This window comes from Paralysiella testudinis (assembly GCF_016894345.1).
Classification (GTDB): Bacteria; Pseudomonadota; Gammaproteobacteria; order Burkholderiales; family Neisseriaceae; genus Paralysiella; species Paralysiella testudinis.
Genome location: NZ_CP069798.1, coordinates 2,876,667 through 2,894,244, shown reverse-complemented (window position 1 = coordinate 2,894,244; position 17,578 = coordinate 2,876,667). Strand labels below are relative to the sequence as shown.

Here is a 17,578-nt window from a genome sequence, read left to right as displayed (position 1 = left end):
GGGGTTTTGCCTGTACTTCTTTGGTGTCGAGTTTAAAACCCAAGCCGCGTATTATGCGCTTTTTGTGTTTAAAAATCAAGTGCCGTACTTTGGGGATGGCTGTTAGCCACGCCGCCAACCAGTGCCGCCCGCGCCGTCTTCCAACACAATCCCAGCGGCGGCCAATTCGTCGCGGATGCGGTCGGATTCGGCCCAGTTTTTCGCCGCCCGTGCGGCTTGGCGTTGGGCGATTAGGGCGTCGATGGCGTTGTTGTCTAAGCCGTTGGCATCGCTGCTGCCTTGCAAAAAGGCATCCGGCTCACGTTGCAGCAAGCCCAGCAAGCTGCCTAGGGCTTTCAGGCAGCCTGCTAATGCAGCATCGTGGCTTTTGTTGATCTCGTTGGCCAGCTCAAACAGCACCGCCACGGCTTCTACGGTGCCGAAGTCGTTGTTCATGGCGGCAAAAAAGCGGCGGGTGTAATCGTTGGCGTTTTCGCTTAAGGCAAATTCGGCTGCCGGGGTGTTTTTGAGCGCGGTGTAAAGGCGGGTGAGGGCACCTTTGGCGTCGTCCAGATGGGCGTCGGAATAGTTCAGCGGGCTGCGGTAGTGGGCGCGTAGGATAAAAAAGCGCACCACTTCGGCGTCGTATTGCTGCAACACTTCGCGGATGGTAAAGAAATTGCCCAGCGATTTGGACATTTTTTCGTTGTCTACGCGGATAAAGCCGTTGTGCAGCCAATATTTAACGTGGCTTTGCGCCGCGTGGCCGCTATGCTGATGGCTGTGGCCGCAGTGGTGTTGGTGTGCGCCGCAGCTTTGGGCGATTTCGTTTTCGTGGTGCGGAAATTGCAAGTCGGCACCGCCGCCGTGAATATCAAAGGTGTCGCCAAACAATTCTTCGCTCATGGCCGAGCATTCGATGTGCCAGCCGGGGCGGCCTTGGCCCCACGGGCTTTCCCATGCCGGTTCGCCCGCTTTGGCGGCTTTCCACAGCACAAAATCCAAGGGGTCGCGCTTAAAGCTGTCTACTTCGACGCGCTCGCCCGCACGCAAATCATCCAAGCTTTTGCCCGACAATTGGCCGTAGGGGGCGAATTCGCGCACGGCGTAATACACATCGCCGTTGGCAGCGGCATAGGCTTTGCCGTTGGCAATGATGCGCTCAATCATGGTAATCATTTGCGCCACATGGGCGGTGGCTTTGGGCTCGACATCGGGCGGGATAACGCCCAGTGCGGCGGCGTCTTGGTTCATGGCGTCGATAAAAAATTCGGTGAGCTCGCCAATGGAAATGCCGCGCTCGGCGGCACGGGCGATGATTTTGTCGTCGATGTCGGTGATGTTGCGCACATAGGTGAGCGGGTAGTCCAGTGCCCGCAGCCAGCGCGCCACCATATCAAACACCACCATCACCCGTGCATGGCCGAGATGGCAGTAGTCGTATACCGTCATGCCGCACACATACATGCGCACGTTTTGCGGATTGATCGGCTCGAATACTTCTTTGCGGCGGGTGAGGGTGTTGTAAACGCTGAGCATGGTTTTCTCAAATTAAGGGGTTGGAATGCCGGGGCTGCCTGAAAGCCAAGTTTTCCGTTTCAGGCAGCCTTTTCTACAAAATGGTATCTTTACTATAGTGGATTAAATTTGAATCAAGACAAGGCGAGCCAACGCAGTATTGGTTCAAATTTAATTCACTATACAAAAAATGTACAGGCGTACATTGTAATACAGTCTTCACGCGCCGCAAAAACAATCACCTTAAAATTCGGGCGGCGGCTTCGGTTTAAAATAGGCAAAATCAATAGGCTGCTTTGCTTTTTTAAACTAGAATAAGGCAGTTTGCTTGCCCGCAGCCATCTAAGAGCCTGTTTACAATCTTTTATTGTGCTGCTTTCAGCACATAAACAGGCGCATGCTGCGTTAAAAATGCGCGCCAAAGCTGGCTTTGGCTGTGCTTTTTGCCTTGCCTGCACCCGTTTCTGCACTAAAATCCGCTACAAAAAAGATTGTGAACAGGCGCTAAGAGCTGCAGCAGCACGATATTTATCCACCCCCATCAGGAGAGCAATAATGGCCGTATTGGTTAACAAACCCGCCCCGTTTTTTCACGACAGCGACAAACAATTCGCCGCCGTTTTAGGCAATGGCGATGTGGTTGAAAATTTCAATTTTGCCGCCGCCACTGAAGGCAAATACGCCTTGGTGTTCTTTTACCCGCTGGACTTCACCTTTGTGTGCCCGTCTGAAATCATTGCCCACGACCACCGCTTGGCCGAATTCAAAGCGCGCAATGTGGAAGTGATTGCGGTGTCAATCGACAGCCAGTTTACCCACGCCGCTTGGCGCAATACCCCGGTAAACCAAGGTGGCATCGGCCCGGTGGGTTTTACCATGGTGGCCGATATCGCCCATGAAATCGCCAAAGCCTATGATGTGGAAAGCGAAGGCGGCGTGGCTTTCCGCGGCTCTTTCCTAATCGACAAAGACGGCGTGGTGCAACATCAAGTGGTCAACAACCTGCCCTTGGGTCGCAATGTTGACGAAATGCTGCGCATGGTAGATGCCTTGCAATTCACCGAACAGCACGGCGAAGTGTGCCCGGCAGGCTGGAACAAAGGCGACAAAGGCATGAAAGCCGATGCTGCCGGTGTGGCTGCTTATTTGTCTGAGTCGGCCGACAAGCTGTAATGTCTGCCAACCGGGCGGCAAATTGTTAAGCCCGGTAAAAAAACCAGCCGCAGCGTTAATGCTGCGGTTTTTTGTGGCGGCGCAACTTTTATTAACGCCGTTTGTCCGATATAGTTTTACAAACGTCTGCCGCACTTTCCTTGTGTACCGCATAAGCGTTGGAACAATAACCGGTCTACCTTACAGAAAGGATACACCATGCAATTCAGCAAATCCCTGGCCGCCATCGGCGCCACCGCCGCCCTGGCTTTGAGCGGCTGCGTTACCGATCCCACCACCGGCCAGCAGCACATGAGCAAAACCGCTATGTACGGTTTGGGCGCTGCCGCCACATGCGGCATTGTTGGCGCTCTCACGCATGGCAGCACCGGCGCGCGCAATTCGGCGCTGGCTTGCGGTGCCATCGGCGCCGGTGTCGGCGGTTATATGGATTACCAAGAAAAACTTTTGCGCGACCAGCTGGCCAACACGCCGGTGGAAGTGGCGCGCGTGGGTGATCAAATCAAGCTGGTAATGCCAGAAAGCATTACCTTCGCCACCGGCAGCGCCGCACTTAACAGCGCCGCCACCGGCTCGCTCACTTCGGTGGCCGATGTGCTGGCCAAATACACCGACACCACCATCAGCGTGAGCGGCCATACCGATAACACCGGCACCGATGCCATCAACAATCCCTTGTCGCAACAACGCGCCCAATCGGTGGCTGGCTTCCTAACCAACCGTGGCGTGGCCGCCAACCGCATCAGCACCATGGGCTACGGCTCGCGCATGCCGGTGGCGTCTAATGCCACAGTGGAAGGCCGTGCCAAAAACCGCCGTGTGGAAATCACCATCAACCCGAAAGCGCAATAAACACGCTTTGTGGTTTTGGCAGTAAAAAGGCTGCCTGAAAACGATAACAACGTTTTCAGGCAGCCTTTTTTGTTGGCGCCGTTTATTTTTGCACGGCGGTCAGTTTGATTTCCACTTTCCATTTCGGATTGGCCAACGCCGCTTGTACGCAGGCGCGGGCGGGGGTGGCGCCGGGTTGTACCCAGGCATCCCAAGCGGCGTTCATGCCGGCGTAGTCGGCCAGGTTGGGCAGGTAAATCACCGCTTCGCAAATATGCGCTTTGTCGGAGCCGCAAGCGGCTAGAATGGCGTCGATTTGTGCCAATACATTGGCGGTTTGGGCGGTAACGTCGGCATCTTCGTTTTCCGGCACTTGTCCGGCCAAAAACACAAAGCCGTTGGCCACAGTGGCGTTGGAGAGGCGGGCGGTGGGTTGGTAATGCTGGATGGTCATGCTGCTTCCTTTGTGTGCAGGGTTGAGTAGAGAAAGGCTTATGGTATAGTGAATTAAATTTGAACCAATACCGCGTTGGCTCGCCTTGTCGTACTATCTGTACTGTCTGCGGCTCGCCGCCTTGTCTTGATTCAAATTTAATCCACTATAACATAGGCCATTGCTTGCCGCTTCTGCTTTCAGCGCCTTTAAAAGGCTGCCTGAAAAGCATCAGGCGCTATAAAGACCTTCTTCAATTACCGCCGTATTTGTGCCATGAGCAAACAAAAATACCCCATCACCGCCGCCATTCGTTTTTTGCGCCAACACGCGGTGGCGTTTCATCCGCACGAATACGACTATATAGAACACGGCGGCACCGCGCATTCGGCGGCGGCCTTGGGCGTGGCCGAGCATATGGTGATTAAAACCATCGTGCTGGCCAATGAACACAAACAAGGCTTGATTGTGCTGATGCATGGCGATAAGCAGGTGTCTACCCGCCAATTGGCGCGCACATTGGGCATGAAGCACATCGAGCCGGCCAGTGCCGAGCAGGCGCACAAATGGACCGGCTATTTATTGGGCGGCACCAGCCCCTTCGGCACCAAAACGCCGTTGCCGGTGTATGTGGAAGAAAGCATTTTGGCCTTGCCCCAAATCTACATCAACGGCGGCAAGCGCGGCTTTTTGGTGTCGATGGCGGCGGTGGATTTGTGTTGTTTGAATCCGCAGGCGGTAACGGTGGGCGTAGCCAGTTAATATCCATTCAAAAAAGCAACCTGACTGTGTTGCCTCGCCTTGCCGTACTATCTGTATTGTCTTCGGCTCGCCGCCTTGTCATCTTACTTTTTTGAATGGATATAAGGCTGCCTGAAAACTCATATCAATATTAGGAAAACACCATGTTCCAGCAATGGCAGCAACAGATTGCCCATGCCGCCGCCAACGACGTGCATTTGCGCATACGCGGCAGCGGCAGCAAAGATTTTTACGGCGAACAAGCGGCTTTCGATGCGGTGCTGCACACCCGTGATTACGCCGGTATTGTCGACTATGATCCGGCTGAATTGGTGCTCACCGCCCGCTGCGGCACGCGTTTGGCCGATATTGCCGCCGCGCTAGACGAATGCGGGCAAATGCTGGCGTTTGAGCCGCCGTTTTTCGGCGCCCATGCCACCGTGGGCGGCTGTGTGGCGGCCGGTTTGGCCGGGCCGCGCCGCGCGCAGGCGGGGGCGGTGAAGGATTTTGTGTTGGGTGCGCAATTGCTGGATGGCCGCGGCCAATGTTTGAATTTTGGCGGGCGGGTGATGAAAAATGTGGCCGGTTATGATGTGTCGCGCTTGCTGGCCGGGTCGCTGGGCACTTTGGGGCTGATTACCGAAGTATCGCTCAAAGTGTTGCCGCAACCGCCGGCACAAGCCACCTTGCAATTTCATCTGCCGCAAGCCGCGGCGATTGAAAAACTCAATGCTTGGCATGGGCAGCCCTTGCCGCTTTCAGGCAGCCTGTGGACGCAAGGCGTGCTCAGTTTGCGCTTAGGCGGCGCGGCGGCCGCGGTGTCGGCGGCGTGTGCGGCCTTGGGGGGCGAATTACTGCCGCCGGGCGAAGCGGCGATGCTGTGGTATGGTGTGCGCGAGCAGACCTTGCCGTTTTTTAACGATTTGGCTGCGGGCGAGCGGCTGTGGCGGCTGAGCCTGCCCGACACCACCGCGCCGCTGGCTTTAAAGGGTGCGGTGTTGTTGGAGTGGGGCGGCGGCCAGCGTTGGTACCGCACCGATGCCGATGCCGCGCCCATTCGTGCGGCGGCGCAAAAAGCCGGCGGCCACGCCACCTTATTCCGCGGCACACCGCGCCAAGGTGAAACCGTATTCACCCCGCTGCCCACCGCCTTAATGAGCATTCACCGGCGGCTTAAGCACACTTTTGATCCGCACAATGTGTTTAATTTTGGCCGTATGTATGCCGGGTTTTAAGCGTTTGTTGATAAAAATTAAACAGACCCTAAGTTAAAGGCTGCCTGAAATGATGATACCGGTATTCGATGAATCCGCACTGGGCGCGCTGGCTTTTGCTGCCTTGGCTTTGTGGTTTGGCTGGCGGCGTTTCGGCCACGGCTTGCGCGACCACGGTTTTGGCCGTGGGCAAACGCAAATCATATTGGCTGCGGGCAGCGCCGTGATTGTGTTGGCGCTGCTGTATTATCTGTTTTACCGCTAAAACACAGCTCCTCAACTACATAACGGAAGATACGACCCGCTTTCCTAAGGCTGCCTGAAAAGTAGCGCTGTTATTGCCGAACTTGATTCGACAATCCATTGGCAAACAAATGAAAATGCAATGAATCATTTTAAAAAATAAGCTGCGTTTTTGTATTCGTTGCTCATCGGTTTACTTTGCGCTTCATGGCCGCGCGGCCACTTACTTTCTTTGCTTCACTCACGCGAAGCGCGCCTGCGGCGAGAAAGTAAGCAAAGAAAGGCGACCCCGGTTGCAGGTTTGGCTTACGCCAAACTTCCCTCATCTACACGAATTTTAGCGGCGGGTGCGAACTCGCTGCGCTCAAACATAGCGCACCCTTCTCCCGCTAAAATCCGCTCCGATTCGGCTGCGCCAGGGGAGGGCTGCACGGATTTTTGGTTTCAGGCAGCCTGAACAAAATAATTTGTAAATTACTCTACTTTTATTAGAGTGCATAACGTCAGCTACCTAATACAAAAACAGCAGGAACCAGCATGCAAACCCACATTACCGAAGCCTTTTTGCAAACCGAAGCCGGGCAGCAGGCCGAAGCGATTTTGCGCCGCTGCGTGCATTGCGGCTTTTGCACCGCCACTTGCCCCACCTACCAAATTACCGGCAATGAGCTGGACAGCCCGCGCGGGCGGATTTACCAGATTAAGCAAGTGTTTGAGGGCATGGCCGCCACCGAGTCGATACAGCAGCATCTGGATCGCTGCCTTACCTGCCGCAACTGCGAAACCACTTGCCCCTCGGGCGTGCAATACGGGCGCTTGCTCGATTTGGGGCGCGAAGAAGTGGCGCGGCAAGTGGGGCGCAAACCGTGGGCGGCATTGCAGCGCACACTGTTGCGCCGCCTGATTAGCAACCCGGCTGTATTTCACGGCGGCTACCGCTTGGCGCAATCGGTGCGCGGCGTATTGCCGGCCACACTACAAGGCAAAATTCTGCCGCGCCAAACCATAGCCGCCGTGCTGCCGCAAGCCGCCGCCCGCAAAATACTGATGCTGGACGGCTGCGTACAGCCCACCATGCTGCCCGGCATCAATTCGGCCACGGTTAAAATCCTCAATGCATTGGGCTTGGAGGCAGTGGTGCCGCCACAGGCGGGCTGTTGCGGGGCGGTAAGCCTGCATATGGACGCCCACGAAGCCGCATTGGCGGCCATGCGCCGCAATATCGATGCGTGGTGGCCGCATATTGAAGCCGGTGTCGAAGCCATTTTGGTCAACGCATCCGGCTGCGGCGTGTTGGTGAAAGACTATGCCTTCCATTTGCGCCACGATGCTGCCTATGCCGCGCGCGCCGAAAAAGTGAGCGCCTTGTGCCGCGATGTGGTGGAAGTATTAACCGGCGAGGCCGAAGCCTTGGCTCAGCGCTTGACCAAACGCCAAGCGGCGCCGCAAGCCGTGGCCTACCATCCGCCCTGCACCTTGCAACACGGGCAAAAACTGGCCGGCAGCGTGGAAGCCTTGCTGGCCACGCTGGGCATTGAAGTGATGTTGCCGGTGGAAGCACAGATGTGTTGCGGCTCGGCCGGTACTTATGCCTTTTTGCAACCGGAATTGTCGCAAGCGCTGAAAGCCCGCAAACAAGGCCATTTGGCGGCGTTGGCGCCGGAAGTGATTTTGTCGGCCAATGTGGGCTGCATTGCCCATTTAAGTGCCGACAACCCGCTGCCGGTGCGGCATTGGGTGGAGTATGTGGCCGATTTACTCGACAATAGCAAAGAAACTAAATAATCCTACAGCGTTGGCTCGCCTTGTCGTACTAGGTGTACTGTCTTCGGCTCGCCGCCTTGTATGATTTATTTATTTTCTTTGCTATAAGCCCATCAAAATCAGCCGCACCCCTTGAAAGAAACACCGTTTTCAGGCAGCCTTACTCTTTTGCAGTGCAGAAAAAAGGCTGCCTGAAAGCATTGAATGCACCACGGCACCACTATCAGAACAACAAACCCCCAAAGAGTGAGGAATATCATGGCCCAGTACATCAGCGCCGCCCAGCTGCAAGTAGACAGCACCTTATACGGCTTTATCAACAACGTGCTGGCACAGCACCCGCACAAAATCGACGCCGCCACTTTTTGGCAAGGCTTTAGCGATTTGGTGCATACACTGGCACCGCAAAACCGCGCCCTATTGGCCAAGCGCGACCAAATTCAGCTGCAATTGGATGAATGGCACCGCAATCATCCGGGCCCGATTGCCGATATGGCCGCCTACAAAACCTTTCTGAACGAGCTGGATTATCTGGTCGACACCCCGCTGGATTTCCAAATCAGCACCGCCAATGTCGACCGTGAAATCGCCGAGCAGGCCGGGCCGCAATTGGTGGTGCCGATTATGAATGCCCGCTATGCGCTCAACGCCGCCAACGCCCGCTGGGGCAGCCTTTACGATGCGCTTTACGGCACCGATGCCATTGCGCAAAGTGGCGATTTGGCACCGGGCGCGGGCTACAACCCCAAACGCGGCGATGCGGTGATTGCCTTTGCGCGCGATTTTCTCGACAACAGCATCCCCTTGGTGAGCGGCAGCCACAAAGACGCGCTGGCCTATCAAATTATCGGTGCCAGCCTGCAAGTCACCCTTAAAGACGGCAATTTGGTGGGCTTGCAAAGCCCCGAATTGTTGGTGGGCTATACCGGCGCCGCCGACACCCCGGCCTCGTTGCTGTTTTTGCACAACGGCCTGCATTTCGATGTGGTGATTGACAAAACCAGCCCCATCGGCCGCCAAGACCCAGCCGGCATTAAAGACATCATCATGGAAGCGGCGCTGTCCACCATTATGGACTGCGAAGACTCCGTGGCCGCCGTAGACGGCGCCGACAAAACACTGGTTTACCAAAATTGGCTCGGCTTAATGCAAGGCACCTTGGTGGAAACCGTACACAAAGACGGCCAAGCCATCACCCGCAGTCTGAATCCGGACCGCGAATACCGCAAGCCCGATGCTTCAGGTAGCTTCACCCTGCCCGGGCGCTCGCTGCTGTTTATCCGCAATGTAGGCCATCTCATGACCACCCCGGCCGTGCTGGATAAAGACGGCAATCAAATCCCCGAAGGCATACTCGACGGCGTGATGACCGGCCTGATTGCCCCCTTCGACCTCACCCGCAGCCACAACAAAAACAGCCGCAGCGGCAGCGTGTATATTGTGAAGCCGAAAATGCACGGCCCGGAAGAAGTGCGCTTTGCCAACAGCTTGTTTGCCGCCATCGAGGAGCTCACCGGCCTGCCGCACAACACCCTGAAAATGGGCATTATGGACGAAGAGCGCCGCACCTCGGCCAACCTGAAAGCCTGCATTTTGGAAGCCCGCGAGCGCGTGGTGTTTATCAACACCGGCTTTCTCGACCGCACCGGCGACGAAATGCACACCGCCATGCTGGCCGGGCCGATGATTCGCAAAGGCGACATGAAAACCAGCGCCTGGATTAGCGCCTACGAGCGCAACAACGTGCAAGTGGGGCTGCAATGCGGCCTGCCGGGCAAAGCGCAAATCGGCAAAGGCATGTGGGCCATGCCCGATTTGATGGCCGATATGTTGCAGCAAAAAATCGCCCACCCGCGCGCCGGAGCCACCACCGCGTGGGTGCCGTCGCCCACCGGTGCCACCTTGCATGCCTTGCATTATCATCAAGTAAACGTGTTTGAGGTGCAACAGGCCTTGGCGGCAGAAAACCTGGCCTTGCTGGATGATTTGCTCACCATCCCCGTGGCCGCCGAGCGCAACTGGACGCCCGAACAAATCCAGCAAGAGCTCGACAACAACTGTCAAGGCATTTTGGGCTATGTGGTGCGCTGGGTAGATCAAGGCGTGGGCTGCTCCAAAGTGCCCGACATCCACAACGTGGGCTTAATGGAAGACCGCGCCACCCTGCGCATTTCCAGCCAACACATCGCCAACTGGCTGCTGCACGGCGTGGTAAACGAAGCCCAAGTGCGCCAAACCTTGTCGCGCATGGCCGCCGTGGTAGACGCGCAAAACGCCGCCGATCCGCTCTACCAGCCCATGGCCGGCCACGAAACCACCTCCGTGGCGTTTCAGGCAGCCTGTGATTTGATTTTCAAAGGCACCCAACAGCCCAACGGCTACACCGAGCCGCTATTGCATCAGTGGCGCCAAGCAGCCAAAGCCGCAGTGCAATACCAATCCTAAAAAACAACCTAACTGCGTTGGCTCGTCTTAGCGCTATGCGAACGAGTTTGTAAGGTGCTGAAGCACCAACAAACTCTGTTCCGTACTAGGTGTACTGTCTGCGGCTCAGCTCAAAGAGAACGATTTGCTAGGGTGCTAAAGCACCAAGTAAATCAGCTCCGCCTTGTTATCTTATTTTTTATGATTGGTATAAGTGCTTATTTGTAATATTAAGATTAGCATCAATAGCAAAACCCCTTTCAGGCAGCCTGAAAGGGGTTTTTTGTATTGGGAATAAGTAATAAGCAGAAATGAGCGCGTGATTTATTGAGATGCGGGCGTGCTGATTTGCGCCTGATTTTCACCGCGCACCGACAAAAACGAACTGGCTAAATCGGCACAGCAGCCGCAACACGTGGCCACGCCCAATTGCGCCTGCAAATCGGTGAGGCTATTGGCACCGGCTGCCACGGTGTCTTGGATTTGGCGGTCGGTGATGGCATTGCACAGGCAAACGTACATGATGGCTATCCTGATTGAGAATCGATGTTGTTTGCTTATGATAATGGCTTTTATTTAGATTTTCAAGCATAGCCTGTGTAAATTCGGGTGATTGGGCGGTTTAATCGGAATAGGGCGGCGCTTTGCAGTTTCCGGCAGCTTTGTGGATTTTAAATCGGTGCGCACGGCGCACTCTACGCAAAGGCGTGTGATTATTTGCAACATCAATCAACGCAATGCTAAACGTAGGGTGCGCCATGCGCACCATTAAGCCCGTAGGTCGGATTCTTGAATCCGACGCTTGTTCACAGAACAAGGCACTCGCATCTCTTTGGCCGATGGCCAAATGTCGGATTCAAGAATCCGACCTTGTATCTCTCAAGCGGTGAGTAAAACGCGTATTATTCCCGCCCCGTATGGCAGCAAACTGTATCCGACCCAAGTGCCCGACACTGAAATGTAGATAACACTGCCATACACCTCATCCTACAATCTGAATGGTATCCAAGTGCGCGGCAGCGCCCGCAAGACACTGCATAAATAAGGATAGATTATGATGAACTTCCAAGTATTGGGCATCGACATCAGCAAAAACAAATTAGATTGTGCTCTTATCCGCGACATTGGCAGCAGTAAAATCAAAACCAAAGCATTGCCAAACCACCTCCAAGGCTTTAACCAACTGACAGAATGGCTGTATAAAAACATCGGTGAAGACTTAAGCCTACTCAAAATTTTCATGGAAGCCACCGGCGTTTACCACGAAGCATTGGCAGAGTACCTGCATAACAAAGGCATCGCCGTTTATCTGCTTAATCCTGCCGACAGTGCCCATTATGCCAAATACGACAGCTTGCACAAAACCGATAAGGCTGATAGCCAGTCACTGGCCAGAGCCGGTATTGACCGCCTCATGCACCACAAAGTACGCCAATGGCAGCCTGCTGCACCCCACATCAAGCGGCTCAACGCACTACTAGCCCGTCTAGATGCGCTGCAAAGCGATCGCAGCGTGAAGACAACCGCATGGAGAAAGCCGGATTCAGCGCTGTTCCCGAAGCGGTCAGCCAGTCCATCAGCACCATGCAGACCAATTTGAAGCAGCAGATCGGCACCATCACACAGGAAATCGAACAACATATTGACCGGCATCCTGATTTGAAAAAGACCGTGCTTTACTGCGCAGCATACCCGGTGTAGGTGAAGTGGTTTCATTGCGCATGGTTGCGCTCTATCATAGCAAACATTTTACCTCCGCCTCGCAAATGGCTGCCTATTTGGGATTGGTGCCGAAAAAACGGGAATCCGGCAAACACAAAGGCAAAGCCATGCTTTCCAAGCGGGGCAGTTCGGTCATACGAGCTAAGTTGTATATGGCTGCGGTGGTTGCAAAAACGTGGAATCCGGATATTAACGCGCATTACCGCAGACTGAAAGCCAGAAACAAAACGGAAATGCAGACCATCGGCGCAGCGATGCGCCGCTTGGTACAGATTTGCTTTGGTGTGTTGAAGCACCAATGCGAATATCAGGCCAAAATAACCATTGCGGCTTGATGCGAGAGATGGTATCTACGCGGATAGGATTGTCAAATTGCTTTATTTTGTAAGGTTATTTTTAGAATGGCTATCAGTGCGTATCTTCAGTGAATACTTTAAAGGCTGCCTGAAATGTTCAGGCAGCCTTTTTGGGTGAAACACCCAGCTTAAGCCATATTGTCGGGCTCTGCGTTGGGTATTGATGCGCTGTCGTCGGCTGGGTCGGCGGTTTCGTCTTCTTCCGTTTCCGCTACCCGCACCAAGCTCACCAGTTGTTCGCCTTCATCCAGGTTGATTAGGCGCACGCCTTGGGCGGCGCGGCCGGTTTCGCGCACTTGGTCTACTTTGGTGCGGATCAGCACGCCGCCGCTGGTAATCAGCATTAAGTCGTCGCTGTTGCTCACCAAAGTGGCGGCCACCAGCTCGCCGTTGCGCTCGCCGGTGTTGATGGCGATATTGCCTTGGCCGCCTTTGCCTTTGCGGCTGTAGTCGGCAATCGGGGTGCGTTTGCCGTAGCCGTTGGTGGTGGCGGTGAGCACTTGCAGCTCTTCTTGGGCTTCGCATTCAGGTGCGAAGCTAATCAGGCTAACAATGCGGCCTTCTGCCGGCAGGCGCATACCGCGCAAGCCGCCGCTGCCGCGCCCGGAAGGGCGCACGCCTTTGTTGGCTTTGGGGGCGCCGTTGTCGCCCTCTTCGCCGCTTTCGGCTTCGATAATGTCGTTGTCTTCTTCACCCTCGTCGGCTTCGCTGCCGCCTTCCCAATATTCGTTGAAGCGGATGGCTTTGCCCAGGTTGGAGAACAGCATGATGTCGTTGCTGCCGCCGGTTTTGGCGACACCCACCAGTGAATCGCCTTCTTTGAGGGCGATGGCTTTAATGCCTTGTGCGCGCACATTTTTAAATGCGCTCAATTGTACTTTTTTCACCATGCCTTGGGCGGTGGCGAAAAACACGTATTCGGTGGCGGGGAAGTCGCGCACGGCCAGAATGGCGCTCACTTTTTCGCCTTCATCCAGCTGAATCACGTTGTTTATCGGCCGGCCGCGGCTGTTGCGGCCGCCTTCGGGCAGTTTGTAAACTTTAATCCAGTGGCAACGGCCGATGCTGGTGAAACACATTAAATAGTCGTGGGTGTTGGCCACAAACAGGGTTTCGATAAAGTCTTCGTCTTTGGTGGCGGCGGCCTGTTTGCCGCGCCCGCCGCGCCGCTGCGCTTGATAGTCGCTGGTGGGCTGGGTTTTGATGTAGCCGCTGTGGGTGAGGGTAACCACCATTTCGCGCGGGGGAATCAGGTCTTCGTCGGCAATGTCGCCGCCAAAGGGGTTGATTTCGCTGCGGCGCTCATCGCCAAATTGCTGCTGCATGGCAGAAAGTTCGTTGTGGATGATTTCGTTCACGCGTTCGCTTTTGGCCAGAATGTCGAGCAAGTCCAGAATCACTGCCATCACGTCTTTGTATTCAGACATGATTTTGTCTTGCTCAAGCCCGGTGAGCCGTTGCAGGCGCATGTCCAAAATGGCTTGGGCTTGGGTGTCGGAGAGGAAATAGCCTTCGCTAGAGAGCCCTACGTTTTCAGGCAGCCCTTCGGGTTTGGCCATGCTCAAATCCACATCCACGCGGGCGAGCATATCGGCCACCAAGCCGGCACGCCACGGGCGCGCCACCAAGGCGGCTTTGGCTTCGGGCGGGGTGGCGGAGGCTTTAATCAGGGCGATGATTTCGTCGACATTCGACAAGGCTACTGCCAGGCCTTCCAAAATATGGCCGCGCTCGCGGGCTTTTTTTAGCTCGTAGAGGGTGCGGCGGGTGACCACTTCGCGGCGGTGGCGCAAAAATTCGCTCAAAATCTGTTTGAGGTTGAGCAGGCGGGGCTGGCCGTCTACCAGTGCCACCATATTGATGCCGAAGCTGTCTTGCAGCTGGGTCATTTTGTAGAGCTGGTTGAGCACCACTTCGGCGTTTTCGTTGCGCTTAAGCTCAATCACCACGCGCATACCGGATTTGTCGGATTCGTCGCGCAAGTCGGCAATGCCTTCCAGCACTTTGTCGCGCACCAATTCGCCGATTTTTTCCACCATGCGGGCTTTGTTGACCTGATAGGGGATTTCGTCAATGATGATGGCTTCGCGCTCGCCGTGTTTGCCGATGGGCTCGATGTGGGTTTTGCCGCGCATCAGCACGCGGCCGCGGCCGGTGCGGTAGCCTTCGCGCACGCCGGAGAGGCCGTAGATGGTGGCGCCGGTGGGAAAGTCGGGCGCGGGGATGTATTCGATTAAGTCGTCGATGCTTAGATTTTCGTCCGCCAGCAAGGCTTTGCAGGCATCAATCACTTCATTGAGGTTGTGCGGCGGGATATTGGTGGCCATGCCCACGGCAATGCCGGAAGAGCCGTTCACCAGCAGGGTGGGGATTTTGGCCGGCAACACCAAAGGCTCGTGTTCGGAGCCGTCGTAGTTGGGGCCGAAATCCACGGTTTCTTTGTCGATGTCGGCCAGTAATTCGTGGGCGATGCGTGCCATGCGGATTTCGGTATAACGCATGGCTGCGGCGTTGTCGCCGTCTACCGAGCCGAAGTTGCCTTGGCCGTCTACCAGCATATAGCGCATGGAGAAGTCTTGCGCCATGCGCACGATGGTGTCGTATACGGCGATGTCGCCGTGCGGGTGGTATTTACCAATCACATCGCCGACAATACGCGCCGATTTTTTATACGCCCGGTTCCAGTCGTTGTTCAATTCGTGCATGGCGTACAATACGCGCCGGTGCACCGGCTTGAGGCCGTCGCGCACATCGGGCAGGGCGCGCCCCACAATCACGCTCATGGCGTAATCCAGATAGGAGCGGCGCATTTCCTCTTCAAGCGAAATGGGCAGGGTTTCTTTGGCAAACAGGGCGTCGGTCATGGCAACTTACGGCTGAAAATAACAAGCCGCTATTCTAGCATATTTGCCGAGGGGCTGCCCGTGTTGATTGGCCGGGCAAAATGGGTGGATTGGATGTAGATTAAATGCCAAATACCGGTGGTGGTGCCGTAAAAATAATGCTGTTTCGAGGCGGAAATAAAACCGCTGCCGCCATGCCAAATCCATTTGCTGCAATGCAAACCCTTGCCGCTATTGGCCTTAACAAAATGTTCACAGATATTGTGGATAACTTTGTGGGTAAGTTGGTGGATGGCGCGCAAAATGCCGATAAATCAAGCCTTGCTTCGGGGCTGCCTAAAAAATAAGCCTGTTATAAATATGTATAAAAAACAAAAAGATAAAGAAATACTATCGCTGTCAAGCTTGTGGTGTGTTTGTGGCGCGATTGCAGAAGCGCCGGGGTTTGTCAATGTGGATAAACGCATAAAAAAATGTTTATCCCTGTTGACAAAAAGCACTTGTGCTTCCAGTGCGCCACAGGCAAGGATTGGCAAGGTGGCGGCCTATGTTTGAGCCGGAAAAAAAGCGCACGGCATGGCTGTTTGTGCGCGTGATTGATAATTTCGGCGATGTGGGTGTGGCCTGGCGTTTGGCGCAAAATCTGCGTGCTTTTTTTGCCGCCCAAGTGCATTTATGGGTGGACGATGTGGCCGCCTTGCGTGCGCTGGCGCCGGATGCGGCGGCGGGGGCAGTGTGCCAAGGCGTGCATATCCATGCTTGGGCGGATGAGGCGGCGCTGGCGCAAACCTTGGCGGCCTTGCCGCCGCCGCAGTGGCTTATCGAAACCTTTGGCTGCCACTTGCCCGCGCCGGTGCTGGCGCGGATTGCGCTGGATAAGCCTTTGTGGCTGAACTGGGAATATTTAAGTGCCGAAAGTTGGGCGGCGGATTTGCATGCCATGCCGTCTTTGCAAAGCAATGGCGCGGCCAAGTATTTTTGGTTTATGGGCTTTGATCCTGCCAGCGGTGGCTTGTTGCGCGAGGCGGATTACCCGCAGCAACGGCAAGCATTTTTGGCAGACACAAGGGCACAAGCCGCTTTCAGGCAGCGTTATGGGCTGCCTGAAAGCCCGGCAGGCGGACAAACCGGTTTGCTGTTTGCCTATGCGTCGCCTTATTGGCCGCAATGGCTGGCGATGTGGCAGGCGGCGGGCGTGCCGTTGAATTTGTGGTTGGCCGGCACTCAGGTGGCCGACAGCCTGCGTGCTGCCGGGGTAATTGGTGCTGCTGATTTGCAAGCGCCGGGCGATGTGTGGCAACGCGGCGGTGTGCGTTTGCAGCACATCCCTTTTGTGCCGCAAGCCGAATTCGACCGCCTGCTGTGGCTGGCCGATTGGGCGGTGGTGCGCGGTGAAGACAGCTTTGTGCGTGCACAATGGGCGCAATTGCCGTTTATCTGGCATATTTATCCTCAAGCCGAAGCGGTGCATCTGCCCAAATTGCAGGCGTTTTGGCAACAGGCCGCCGCCGCATGGCCGCCGGCGCTACGCCAGGCACACACGGCCTTGTCGGCTGAATTAAATGGCGATGGCGGCTTGAGTGATGCGGCACGGCAGGCGGCGTGGCAAACCTTGCAAACGCCGGGCTTGTGGCCGCAAGCGGCCACTGCTTGGGCGCAAACGCTGCAACAACAGCCTTCCGCCATGGAAAAGCTGGCTATTTTCAGCCAAGATACGCTAAAATAGCGCGTTTATTTTAAAGCACTTGGAAAAACCGTATGAAAACCGCACAAGAACTGCGCGCCGGCAATGTATTTATGGTGGGCAACGAGCCGATGGTGGTACAAAAATCCGAATACAATAAATCGGGCCGCAACGCCGCCGTGGTGAAAATGAAGCTGAAAAACCTGCTCACCGGCGCCGGTGCCGAAACCGTGTACAAGGCCGATGAGAAATTCGACGTGGTGGTGTTGGAGCGCAAGCAGTGCACCTACAGCTACTTTGCCGACCCGATGTATGTGTTTATGGACGAAGAGTTCAACCAATATGAAATCGAAGCCGAAAACATCGGCGATGCGATTAAATTTATTGTAGACGGCATGGAAGAGCAGTGCGAAGTCACCTTCTACGACGGCAAAGCCATTTCCGTAGAGCTGCCCACCATCATTGTGCGCGAAGTGGAATACACCGAGCCTGCGGTGAAAGGCGATACTTCCGGTAAGGTAATGAAAAACGCCCGTTTGGTGGGCGGTGCCGAATTGCAAGTGGCGGCCTATATTGAAAACGGCGAAAAAGTGGAAATCGACACCCGCACGTTTGAATTCCGCAAACGCGCCTAAAGCCCGGCACCGTAGCAC

Annotated in this window: 17 protein-coding genes and 1 pseudogene; 13 read left to right on the top strand and 5 right to left on the bottom strand. The window is 55.4% G+C overall.

The genetic code is table 11. The features are described from left to right. Window positions 1-102: 102 nt before the first annotated feature. Window positions 103-1,518: a cysteine--tRNA ligase gene (gene cysS / locus JQU52_RS14595; protein WP_230339169.1), complete on the bottom strand. Its 1,416-nt coding sequence runs from the start codon at window positions 1,516-1,518 to the stop codon at window positions 103-105. 534 nt (window positions 1,519-2,052) lie between these two features. On the opposite strand from cysS, the gene JQU52_RS14590 reads away from it, so the two are divergent. Together JQU52_RS14590 and JQU52_RS14585 are read left to right on the top strand one after the other, a co-directional pair. Beyond that, the gene (locus tag JQU52_RS14590) at window positions 2,053-2,670 is read left to right on the top strand and encodes a peroxiredoxin (RefSeq protein ID WP_230339168.1); all 618 of its coding nucleotides are present in this window, start codon (window positions 2,053-2,055) and stop codon (window positions 2,668-2,670) included. Window positions 2,671-2,868: 198 nt separating this feature from the next. Further along, on the top strand, window positions 2,869-3,522 hold the full coding sequence (locus JQU52_RS14585; protein ID WP_230339167.1) for an OmpA family protein: 654 nt from the start codon (window positions 2,869-2,871) through the stop codon (window positions 3,520-3,522). Between the two features lie 82 nt (window positions 3,523-3,604). Here the strand turns inward: JQU52_RS14585 and JQU52_RS14580 are convergent, their stop codons facing one another. Next, window positions 3,605-3,955, bottom strand: coding sequence for a RidA family protein (locus tag JQU52_RS14580; protein WP_230339166.1), 351 nt, complete (start codon window positions 3,953-3,955; stop codon window positions 3,605-3,607). Between the two features lie 43 nt (window positions 3,956-3,998). Continuing rightward, window positions 3,999-4,105 (bottom strand): annotated as a pseudogene (locus JQU52_RS14935) (IS5/IS1182 family transposase); the annotation flags it as partial. A gap of 105 nt (window positions 4,106-4,210) precedes the next feature. Between JQU52_RS14935 and JQU52_RS14575 the strand changes: the two are divergent. From JQU52_RS14575 to JQU52_RS14555, 5 genes are all read left to right on the top strand, one after another. Further along, entirely contained in the window at window positions 4,211-4,696 is a 486-nt protein-coding gene (locus JQU52_RS14575) for an aminoacyl-tRNA deacylase (protein WP_230339165.1), read from the top strand. A gap of 143 nt (window positions 4,697-4,839) precedes the next feature. Beyond that, window positions 4,840-5,910: a glycolate oxidase subunit GlcE gene (glcE, locus tag JQU52_RS14570; protein ID WP_230339164.1), complete on the top strand. Its 1,071-nt coding sequence runs from the start codon at window positions 4,840-4,842 to the stop codon at window positions 5,908-5,910. A 49-nt stretch (window positions 5,911-5,959) separates the two neighbouring features. Continuing rightward, complete coding sequence (locus JQU52_RS14565) at window positions 5,960-6,154, top strand: hypothetical protein (protein ID WP_230339163.1); 195 nt, start codon at window positions 5,960-5,962, stop codon at window positions 6,152-6,154. Between the two features lie 515 nt (window positions 6,155-6,669). Further along, a complete protein-coding gene (glcF, locus tag JQU52_RS14560) occupies window positions 6,670-7,917 on the top strand; it encodes a glycolate oxidase subunit GlcF (RefSeq protein WP_230339162.1) in 1,248 nt (415 codons plus the stop codon). Between the two features lie 237 nt (window positions 7,918-8,154). After that, window positions 8,155-10,341, top strand: coding sequence for a malate synthase G (locus JQU52_RS14555; protein ID WP_379061893.1), 2,187 nt, complete (start codon window positions 8,155-8,157; stop codon window positions 10,339-10,341). A gap of 303 nt (window positions 10,342-10,644) precedes the next feature. On the opposite strand, the gene JQU52_RS14550 is transcribed toward JQU52_RS14555, so the two are convergent. After that, window positions 10,645-10,842 (bottom strand): (2Fe-2S)-binding protein, encoded by a 198-nt coding sequence (locus JQU52_RS14550; protein ID WP_230339161.1) that lies wholly within the window; start codon window positions 10,840-10,842, stop codon window positions 10,645-10,647. Between the two features lie 532 nt (window positions 10,843-11,374). Between JQU52_RS14550 and JQU52_RS14545 the strand changes: the two genes are divergently transcribed. Both JQU52_RS14545 and JQU52_RS14540 read left to right on the top strand, forming a co-directional pair. Further along, window positions 11,375-11,920, top strand: a complete 546-nt coding sequence (locus JQU52_RS14545; protein ID WP_230339160.1) for an IS110 family transposase — start codon at window positions 11,375-11,377, stop codon at window positions 11,918-11,920. A 121-nt stretch (window positions 11,921-12,041) separates the two neighbouring features. Next, window positions 12,042-12,377 carry a transposase gene (locus JQU52_RS14540; RefSeq protein WP_230338027.1) on the top strand — a complete coding sequence of 112 codons (336 nt, stop codon included), beginning with the start codon at window positions 12,042-12,044 and terminating at the stop codon, window positions 12,375-12,377. Window positions 12,378-12,526: 149 nt separating this feature from the next. Here JQU52_RS14540 and gyrA read toward each other — a convergent pair whose 3' ends face one another. Next, complete coding sequence (gene gyrA, locus JQU52_RS14535; RefSeq protein WP_230339159.1) at window positions 12,527-15,262, bottom strand: DNA gyrase subunit A; 2,736 nt, start codon at window positions 15,260-15,262, stop codon at window positions 12,527-12,529. A gap of 104 nt (window positions 15,263-15,366) precedes the next feature. Between gyrA and JQU52_RS14530 the strand changes: the two genes are divergently transcribed. The 4 genes from JQU52_RS14530 to efp are packed head-to-tail and all read left to right on the top strand — an operon-like array spanning window position 15,367 to window position 17,560. Beyond that, window positions 15,367-15,588 (top strand): hypothetical protein, encoded by a 222-nt coding sequence (locus JQU52_RS14530; protein ID WP_230339158.1) that lies wholly within the window; start codon window positions 15,367-15,369, stop codon window positions 15,586-15,588. A 13-nt stretch (window positions 15,589-15,601) separates the two neighbouring features. Continuing rightward, the gene (locus JQU52_RS14525) at window positions 15,602-15,796 is read left to right on the top strand and encodes a hypothetical protein (RefSeq protein WP_230339157.1); all 195 of its coding nucleotides are present in this window, start codon (window positions 15,602-15,604) and stop codon (window positions 15,794-15,796) included. Continuing rightward, a complete protein-coding gene (gene earP, locus JQU52_RS14520; protein ID WP_230339156.1) occupies window positions 15,789-16,967 on the top strand; it encodes an elongation factor P maturation arginine rhamnosyltransferase EarP in 1,179 nt (392 codons plus the stop codon). Before JQU52_RS14525 ends, earP begins: the two co-directional genes overlap by 8 nt. 32 nt (window positions 16,968-16,999) lie before the next feature. Next, window positions 17,000-17,560 carry an elongation factor P gene (gene efp, locus JQU52_RS14515; RefSeq protein ID WP_230339155.1) on the top strand — a complete coding sequence of 187 codons (561 nt, stop codon included), beginning with the start codon at window positions 17,000-17,002 and terminating at the stop codon, window positions 17,558-17,560. The last annotated feature ends 18 nt before the right edge of the window (window positions 17,561-17,578 follow it).

Bases quoted from the DNA above. Each gene is read 5' to 3' on its own strand.
- cysS (WP_230339169.1), bottom strand. From the start codon at position 1,518: ATGCTCAGCGTTTACAACACCCTCACCCGCCGCAAAGAAGTATTCGAG.
- JQU52_RS14590 (WP_230339168.1), top strand. From the start codon at position 2,053: ATGGCCGTATTGGTTAACAAACCCGCCCCGTTTTTTCACGACAGCGAC.
- JQU52_RS14585 (WP_230339167.1), top strand. From the start codon at position 2,869: ATGCAATTCAGCAAATCCCTGGCCGCCATCGGCGCCACCGCCGCCCTG.
- JQU52_RS14580 (WP_230339166.1), bottom strand. From the start codon at position 3,955: ATGACCATCCAGCATTACCAACCCACCGCCCGCCTCTCCAACGCCACT.
- JQU52_RS14575 (WP_230339165.1), top strand. From the start codon at position 4,211: ATGAGCAAACAAAAATACCCCATCACCGCCGCCATTCGTTTTTTGCGC.
- glcE (WP_230339164.1), top strand. From the start codon at position 4,840: ATGTTCCAGCAATGGCAGCAACAGATTGCCCATGCCGCCGCCAACGAC.
- JQU52_RS14565 (WP_230339163.1), top strand. From the start codon at position 5,960: ATGATGATACCGGTATTCGATGAATCCGCACTGGGCGCGCTGGCTTTT.
- glcF (WP_230339162.1), top strand. From the start codon at position 6,670: ATGCAAACCCACATTACCGAAGCCTTTTTGCAAACCGAAGCCGGGCAG.
- JQU52_RS14555 (WP_379061893.1), top strand. From the start codon at position 8,155: ATGGCCCAGTACATCAGCGCCGCCCAGCTGCAAGTAGACAGCACCTTA.
- JQU52_RS14550 (WP_230339161.1), bottom strand. From the start codon at position 10,842: ATGTACGTTTGCCTGTGCAATGCCATCACCGACCGCCAAATCCAAGAC.
- JQU52_RS14545 (WP_230339160.1), top strand. From the start codon at position 11,375: ATGATGAACTTCCAAGTATTGGGCATCGACATCAGCAAAAACAAATTA.
- JQU52_RS14540 (WP_230338027.1), top strand. From the start codon at position 12,042: ATGGTTGCGCTCTATCATAGCAAACATTTTACCTCCGCCTCGCAAATG.
- gyrA (WP_230339159.1), bottom strand. From the start codon at position 15,262: ATGACCGACGCCCTGTTTGCCAAAGAAACCCTGCCCATTTCGCTTGAA.
- JQU52_RS14530 (WP_230339158.1), top strand. From the start codon at position 15,367: ATGCCAAATACCGGTGGTGGTGCCGTAAAAATAATGCTGTTTCGAGGC.
- JQU52_RS14525 (WP_230339157.1), top strand. From the start codon at position 15,602: ATGTATAAAAAACAAAAAGATAAAGAAATACTATCGCTGTCAAGCTTG.
- earP (WP_230339156.1), top strand. From the start codon at position 15,789: ATGTTTGAGCCGGAAAAAAAGCGCACGGCATGGCTGTTTGTGCGCGTG.
- efp (WP_230339155.1), top strand. From the start codon at position 17,000: ATGAAAACCGCACAAGAACTGCGCGCCGGCAATGTATTTATGGTGGGC.